This is a genomic window from Rodentibacter myodis (genome assembly GCF_001999305.1).
GTDB lineage: Bacteria > Pseudomonadota > Gammaproteobacteria > Enterobacterales > Pasteurellaceae > Rodentibacter > Rodentibacter myodis.
Map to the genome: position 1 here is coordinate 37,028 of NZ_MLHQ01000017.1, position 7,286 is coordinate 44,313.

Annotated in this window: 9 protein-coding genes; all 9 read right to left on the reverse strand. The window is 34.6% G+C overall.

Annotated elements, in window-relative coordinates:
- Positions 1–568: 568 nt before the first annotated feature.
- A complete protein-coding gene (locus BKL49_RS07515; RefSeq protein ID WP_077424116.1) occupies positions 569–1,795 on the reverse strand; it encodes a type II secretion system protein GspD in 1,227 nt (408 codons plus the stop codon).
- On the reverse strand, positions 1,785–2,918 hold the full coding sequence (locus BKL49_RS07520) for a zonular occludens toxin domain-containing protein (RefSeq protein ID WP_077424118.1): 1,134 nt from the start codon (positions 2,916–2,918) through the stop codon (positions 1,785–1,787). The genes BKL49_RS07515 and BKL49_RS07520 overlap by 11 nt, the downstream gene beginning before the upstream one ends.
- Positions 2,919–2,932: 14 nt before the next feature.
- Positions 2,933–3,226 (reverse strand): DUF2523 family protein, encoded by a 294-nt coding sequence (locus BKL49_RS07525; protein WP_077424120.1) that lies wholly within the window; start codon positions 3,224–3,226, stop codon positions 2,933–2,935.
- 12 nt (positions 3,227–3,238) lie between these two features.
- Positions 3,239–4,108: a hypothetical protein gene (locus BKL49_RS07530; RefSeq protein WP_077424122.1), complete on the reverse strand. Its 870-nt coding sequence runs from the start codon at positions 4,106–4,108 to the stop codon at positions 3,239–3,241.
- A gap of 150 nt (positions 4,109–4,258) precedes the next feature.
- Positions 4,259–5,155 (reverse strand): hypothetical protein, encoded by an 897-nt coding sequence (locus BKL49_RS07535; RefSeq protein WP_143530828.1) that lies wholly within the window; start codon positions 5,153–5,155, stop codon positions 4,259–4,261.
- A gap of 52 nt (positions 5,156–5,207) precedes the next feature.
- Complete coding sequence (locus BKL49_RS07540; protein WP_077424127.1) at positions 5,208–5,417, reverse strand: hypothetical protein; 210 nt, start codon at positions 5,415–5,417, stop codon at positions 5,208–5,210.
- A gap of 18 nt (positions 5,418–5,435) precedes the next feature.
- Positions 5,436–5,705 carry a hypothetical protein gene (locus tag BKL49_RS07545; protein ID WP_077424129.1) on the reverse strand — a complete coding sequence of 90 codons (270 nt, stop codon included), beginning with the start codon at positions 5,703–5,705 and terminating at the stop codon, positions 5,436–5,438.
- Positions 5,706–5,803: 98 nt separating this feature from the next.
- Entirely contained in the window at positions 5,804–6,127 is a 324-nt protein-coding gene (locus BKL49_RS07550) for a DNA-binding protein (protein WP_077424131.1), read from the reverse strand.
- 10 nt (positions 6,128–6,137) lie between these two features.
- Entirely contained in the window at positions 6,138–7,262 is a 1,125-nt protein-coding gene (locus tag BKL49_RS07555) for a phage/plasmid replication domain-containing protein (protein WP_077424133.1), read from the reverse strand.
- Positions 7,263–7,286 lie beyond the last annotated feature (24 nt).

Here is a 7,286-nt window from a genome sequence, read left to right on the forward strand (position 1 = left end):
AAGAGATTCCTCATTTGTTACTTTTGAAAAGAGGAAGCAATAGAAGGGTGAAAATCGGCTCAAAAGACGTTACGCTATCATATATGTCATTTAACATAATATGCATTATGCGAAATTAGTTATCGGGTAAGTGAAAACTACGGATTAAGGAAATCACAAACTTATACACAAGTCACGAATACTACTTAAACAAGACAAATAAAGCGATATTTGAACGTTGTAACGGTTTTTTTGAGCTATTTATTGAGTGGTTGACGTTGATTGTCAGGATTTTGTAAAGTTTTTTAGGTGAGAAATTAAGATTTTTATTTTTCGGCAGGTGCGGTAAATGTTCAGGGATTTTTAAAACTGACAGCACCGCAAGGCGGTCAATTTTTCAAATTACATCAAGCAAGGTTTACGGGCAAATCCAGCTGGTTTGCCCTTCCATTTTTCGCAAGCGAAAAATAAGTAGATAAAAAAAGTGCGGTTAAAATTGACCGCACTTTTGCTTATTTGTGACAAGGTGACATTTTACGCCTTGTCATCGGTACGTCCTCGCATTGCTGCGGGCGTACCGATTTCAAGGCTAAAAAAGATTATTCTTGTCAAATTTTCGCATTAAGTGATCTAAATTTACTTCATTTTTGTTGTCATTCACGATTCTTGTGTGCATAAGTAACAGAATATCTGATTTCTCAAATTTCTTTGACTTTCCAAAAATCCAAGACGGTAAACCAAATGCCGATTGGTCGTTTTTATCTGTTTTTTCTTCACTCAATCCACCTAAAATAACTAAAGAACCATCATTGACATAAACAGTTGAATCAACCAGTCTTTTTAATAATGTGGGCGTGTCGTTTACACCGGTTTCTGTTCGGGCAAAATTAGAAAGTTCAGAACGTACATTCACTTTGACGCCGTTATCGGTGATAGTCGGTTTGATGTTGAAAATCACACCGGAAGAACGGTAATCAATGCTTCTTGTTCTTACGCCGTCCTGATAACTTTCTGCGCCAAGAACCGGTACATCTGACCCTACGACAAATGAACCGCTTTCACTATCAAGCACTCTAATTACCGGCGAAGAAATCACATTAAACCGTGATTCTGTGTCAAATATGCTAAAAAGTGCGTTCACGTCTGATGTTTTTAATGAAATCAGGTTGTCAGATGTATTCCCGATTGAAAAATTAAGGGATAGTTTCGATTTTAAAATGTTGGCGAGAATGTTTAAACCTGATTGGTGATTATCCCCTTTTTTGACTTCTAAAATTCGTGCAGTGACAACCACTTGAGCCGGTTTGATATCCAATTGTGGCAGCACTTTTTTCACTTTATTAATGGTTTCTTGGTCGGCGTGAACGACAAGCACGTCCCCTTTTGAATTGATTGAACCTTTGAAACGTTGATTTTCATTCACCTCTGATGATGACGTGACTAATTCTCGGATATTATCAGAGAGATATTCAACGCCTCGAAAACGTGGTTTATAAACAAAACTATGCCCTTTTATCTTGATGATGGGGTCAACATATTTTAGATAATCAACCCCGTTTTTCTTGTAAACTTTGATGTTCATATTATTGAAGTAACGGTTAAAAAATTCTTCTTTATTGACGTTATCGGTTAGGTAAAAAGATACCTTTTTATTCAGTTCCAATACATTTGGATCTAGCATATATGGACGATTTAAAAACTCTTCATAAATCATTCCGATCGCTTTTTTTAATTCTAGATCATCAACCTTTAACGTATCTGCTTTCGCCCAAAAAGCAAAGCATAAAGTGAACAATAAAATAATTTTAGTTTTCACGCTTCCCCCCTATTCCAAATACCAATTCTTTTCGTTTGTTGCCTGAATAGATTGTTACTTTTTCTCCATCAATCAGACCGGTAAGCTGATTTCCGCTATGAATAAAATTTGAGGGTTGTTCATACCTTAAATTTGTGCCATCTGATAGGATGACTACCCTTTTTCCTTTACGTTCTAACTGCCCTACAATGCGCCAATTCTTCGATAGCGGCGCATTTTCTATTCCTGCTTTTTCTTCTTTATGTCGTTCTCTTTTTGTCTTTGAGGGTGATCTCGGTTCATTTCGGGGTTGGGATTGTTTTTTTTCTTCAGGTTGAAGGGATTGTTGAGTTTCTTCCTCTTTAATTTGTGTGCCATTGAAATAATGGTATAGGTAGATTCCGCCGCCAATCATCAATAAAACTGACAATATAAATTTTGTGATAAAAAACTTATTTTTTAATAAGTTGGTTCTATCATCTATCACTTGTTCTTTGGCATTATCACCATCATAACTTTTATATAACGTGAAAATTTCAGGGTCATATTTAGATTGGATTGAATGAATAAGGTTAGTTTTAAATGTTTTTGAACCTGAATAGACATCAATGCGATAACGACTATCTAGACCTAATGATTTTAGTTTTGTCATTTTATAGGTTGTTTCTATTCTGTCTTTGATAAAACGAGGGATATTTGAGACCGATTGATTTATGACGACAAAATCACTTGTATTGCCTTTTTCGTTGACAAAGTGGCGGTGTTCGGCAATAAAACTACGGTGTTCCTCTTTGATTTTCTTGGCTTCATCAAAAATTCGCCAGATTTCATCAATACAAATTAAATCTCCATTTTTTGCAATGGTTTCACTGTCTGATGAATTTTTATAAGGGAAAAAATGAGGTTTTAGAACATCATCATCTTCAACTTTGATGATGGTACCTAATCTTGTCGTGTCGATTTGATTATGTTCTTTGCGTTTCTCATTTTGTTTGTCAATATAATCAAGGAACTTACTTTCATCTATTCCTACAATGTTCGTTACAATTCTACGTCCGGCAAGAAATGCCGGCAAAATGACAGAATGAACAACCTCATAGGTTTTACCACTGCCGGGGATACCTACATATGCATTAATTGCCATTTATTCCCCCCTTATTAACCTATTACCGGAATGCGACGGATAATGAAGCGAGTTATATAAGCTGAAAATATAATTTGCATTCCTGTTCCCACTTTAAGCAATGATAAAAAATAAAGTGCCATTGTGGGCAAGCCGTTAAATAATTGGGAGATGTTAGAAATAATCCCATTCGCTCCAATCAGGTCAATTAAAATTGGAGTAAATTCAGCCACAATAAAATACAATGCAAAGAAAGCAAAAAATTTCGGGATCATTTTACCGAAAACAAACGCTAATGAGCCTTTTAGAAATGCGAGTATTGCAACCATATTTCCCCCTTGTTAAGCGGATAAGATAATTCGGAATGCAAAGATGTAGTAAACCAATAACATTATTGAGGCAAGCATTGGTCCTATTCTTTCAGCCAGTTGACAATGCGCATCTGATGAAATTGAAGTATCAAAAAAATCAATATTTAATGCCTGACAACTACCGACAGGTAAATTAAACTCTAGTTTTGATAATAATGCTTCTTTTAAATCTAATAAGGGTTGAAGAATTTCTATGCCGCTTACCGTTGGTAAAATTGGGTCTTGATAACCATCTGTAATGTCTGTTTCTGTTCCCTCTATTGGTTTTGATATTGTGCCGGCTTGTGAACCCGATACAACACCAGAGCTAATTCCTGTATCTGCGCTACTACCAATATTTGAACCTGTTCCAATATTTGAGCCTGTTCCTGAACCAATTCCCGTTCCGCCTGCATTTGAACCACTAACCCCACTTGATATCGGTGGCGAGGGTTTATTATTTTCATTTGTGTCAATCGTGTCTGCTTTTACAGTCGGATTGTTTTTTCGATAACTGTCATATTCTTCGATTGAGGATTTAGAACCAAGAAATCCGCCCAATGAATAACTTTTCTTTCCCGAAGAACTTACTTTAGAAAGATCCATTGCAGTCAAATTTCTGCTTGTATCAATATTTACACTACTGCCATTACTTCTTGTTATTGAATTGCCATTTGAACGAAAATATTCATTCTTCATATTATTAAAAGAATTTGCTAAATCCTGCTCTTTTACTAAATATTCTGCTTTTTTGTTTGTTGAAATTGATGAACTAAAATGGATAAATTTTACTTCCGGTTCATTTTCTTGGTTTTCAATATCTTCTTTTGTTTTTAAATCTAAACGAGATTGAACAACCATTACAGGCACATTTAATTCTTCAACCTTTTTGTAAAATTGTTTATCTATTCCTCCAAAACTTATCTCATAACCTTCATCTAACGATTTATTTTCATCTTCTGATATTTCTTTCCCTTGTCTAATAAAATTCGCTATATCGGCTTTTGATAATTAAAAAATATGATGTTGAATAGGCAAAAGTAAATCACTCGGCATTTTTACTGATTGTAGATATTCTGCTTTTACTCTTTCATCATTCGATTTTAAATTGACCGGACGATAATAACTTTCATAAATCAATGTACGATATTCATCTGTCAAATCTAAATAGGCTTCCTTCTCTTCTGAATAAGGTTCTATGTCCTCCAAATGTTGCCAATATCGGTGATAAAGGCTTTTAAAGTCATTAAAATAAAGGTATTGATCTTCATTTATTGGATGTTTTGTTCTGTATAAGTACATTCCTGCCGAGGCATACCAAATCGGCGCTAGCGCATAGTCCAACCCATCTTCCATTGTTGAATAACTCATTAATTCATCAATAAAATCATCTCTGTTATGCGTTTCTTCAAAGACTAAATCACCCAATTCACTATCTTTATAAAGCGATTTTAAAATATCGTGTTCGGAATATTTATTTAATAAAGACATTGATTTTAATTGAGATACCGTTTGGTCTGTTTTTGAGATGAAATCCAGTTTTCCATCTGAATTATAATTTATGATAGTTTCACCTACTGTGACCTTATGGCAATTTCTCCCTTCTCTACTTGGTCTAACACAGTCCTTACTCTCACTGGTATCAATACCGGTAGCACCTCCAAAAGCGTAAGCGGACATCTTTCCCGCTTCGGTTTGTGCTTCTTGTTGTGTTAAACCTGCCATTGATAAATAACTAGTCATTGAGGCTTCATAGGCGGCAATAAGTGGATGTGCATTAGATTGAATTGATATACAAAAGAATAATAATCCTATAAATTTTTTCATCTCAAATTCCTTTAATGATGTAATCCCATCACAACAGCCCAACCGCAAGCGATACCAAAAATAAAAAAGATTAAATCCCACATATTTTCCCTCGATCAAAAAAAGGGGCTTTCGCCCCTTCTTCCATAAAGGATTAACCACTAATCATTCGTAAAACAGCACGAGAGCCGGCAACCGCAACACGAATACCTGCTATTGCAGCAGCAATAGCAATTACAGCAGCAACAGCTGTTCCAAAATCAACATTAGACAATTGGGAAAAATCAGCTCCTGCTGCAAATGCAGTTGAACCAATAGATAATGCACCAACTAAAATGGTTAGTTTTTTCAATGATTTAATCATAATAAACCCCTTAATTTTTTAACGTGAAAATTGCTTTATTGCACCAAGAACTGAACCGATACCCAAACCGGTAAAGTAAAAAAAGACAATGGCACTAAAAGCAAATCCCCAGATTTGAGCGGGATCATATTGTGTTGAATATGTTTCCCACTCGCTGATTTTTGATAACTCCGTAGAATGAAATTTACTGATTTCATTTGCCGGAATTTTCAAAAATACATCTTGGCAAACATTGAAATCCTTATCACAAATTGCGGTTGTTATGATAATTTCATCATTGTTTGCCATAATTTTTACCCAAAAATAAGATATAAAATCGAAGAACCAATAAGAAACCCGACTGTTGAGGCTAAACTCATTACTAAGAATTCTTGCATTGCTTCCGCCTATTTAACCGGTTTAATTCCATATTGAGAGACATAAGAAATAGAATAACCATATTTTCCCCCGACTTCCCAAGCAGATAAATTAACGTGGATTTCTACATCTTTTAATTTAAGTTCATCAATTTGGTTGATTAATCCATTATTGAAATCATTTTGAGAAATAGATATTTTTTGAACTTCTTCACTTTTTGAACCAAATTCATTAATCACAGATATCCCAATTCCCATTACGTGACGATAACGAATTTCGCCCGTTTCTCTATTTGTGTATTCACTGGATTTATAACCAAGTAAAGTCCCTCTAATGATGATACCGTGTTCCATTTATACCCCCTTAGGCTGCTAGTTTTAAGTGATGATTCGATCTTTGATACCATTTCGGAATAGTCAAAGGTTTTACTTCAATTTCTCTGGTTGATACCACTTTAACCGGTGAGAATTTAGAAATATCGCATTTATTCGCTATATCAATACCAATTTTGCGCAGTCTTGCACGATGTACTTTTACTTGAGCTTTTGACAGATCAAAAACTTGACCGTGAGACCACTGCAAGGCATACATTGCCGTAGTATTTGCCGCTTTAACTGTATCTACTACTCCGCTATTAATTAAAGTTTCTGATATAGTTTCAAAATTCATTGCTGTAACCTTTAATCTGTTATCAATATTTAAAAATTCTTTATTTAATTCTCTTAATCTTGAATAATCACTTAAACCATAAAAATGTAAATTTTCTCTCTGTAAAAATCTTGATTTTAGTTTCTGTTCAAATCTTGCTACACCTTGTTCTTTGCAGTATTCAATGACTTTTATTAACTGTTTATATTGCTCTGATTGCTCCCCAAATTTATTTTTTATTTTGGTTAATGAATGTAATTCCAATTCAAATGCCTTGTTATAAACAGATGGATAAATCAACGAGGCATTTCCTTGTTTACTTAACCAATCCACAGTTTGTCCATTCGGATGTAATCTTGCATTTGAATTTCTATAATGAAGTGTCGCAAGTCCACTAATGTAATGTTCTACATTATTCTGACCAACCGCCCTATTCTCCGTAATATGTAATTCTTTTATGATGGCTCCATCTGAATATTTCTTAGGTTTTGAATTTTCACCTGATTGACCAATCCAAGTTCTAGTACATTTAGTAAAATTAGGTAGCCCTAATTCTGTCAAAATTTTGTTGAATACATTGACGCAGGCTTCAACAGATGAAAGACCAAATAAATTTTCAACCCGTCCCCATCTACTTGGATTTCCACTCATAGTTAAAGTAGAACCATTAATTTTTATCATCACCGAATCACAAAAACTTCCTTCGTGTTTGAAAGTAGGAATCCGAATCCCCTCTTGTTGCTCTCCTGTCTCAATATGAACACCGACAAAGCCAAAATCCCCAATCAAAGGGAGTTGGCAGTCGAAAATCTGTTCAATTTTAAGCCAATCAAAGAACATAGATTAAATAATCTTAGAAACTTA

Excerpts from the sequence above, each read along its gene's own strand:
- BKL49_RS07520 (WP_077424118.1), bottom strand. The coding sequence starts at position 2,918 with ATGGCAATTAATGCATATGTAGGTATCCCCGGCAGTGGTAAAACCTAT.
- BKL49_RS07525 (WP_077424120.1), bottom strand. The coding sequence starts at position 3,226 with ATGGTTGCAATACTCGCATTTCTAAAAGGCTCATTAGCGTTTGTTTTC.
- BKL49_RS07530 (WP_077424122.1), bottom strand. The coding sequence starts at position 4,108 with ATGGTTGTTCAATCTCGTTTAGATTTAAAAACAAAAGAAGATATTGAA.
- BKL49_RS07540 (WP_077424127.1), bottom strand. The coding sequence starts at position 5,417 with ATGATTAAATCATTGAAAAAACTAACCATTTTAGTTGGTGCATTATCT.
- BKL49_RS07545 (WP_077424129.1), bottom strand. The coding sequence starts at position 5,705 with ATGGCAAACAATGATGAAATTATCATAACAACCGCAATTTGTGATAAG.
- BKL49_RS07550 (WP_077424131.1), bottom strand. The coding sequence starts at position 6,127 with ATGGAACACGGTATCATCATTAGAGGGACTTTACTTGGTTATAAATCC.
- BKL49_RS07555 (WP_077424133.1), bottom strand. The coding sequence starts at position 7,262 with ATGTTCTTTGATTGGCTTAAAATTGAACAGATTTTCGACTGCCAACTC.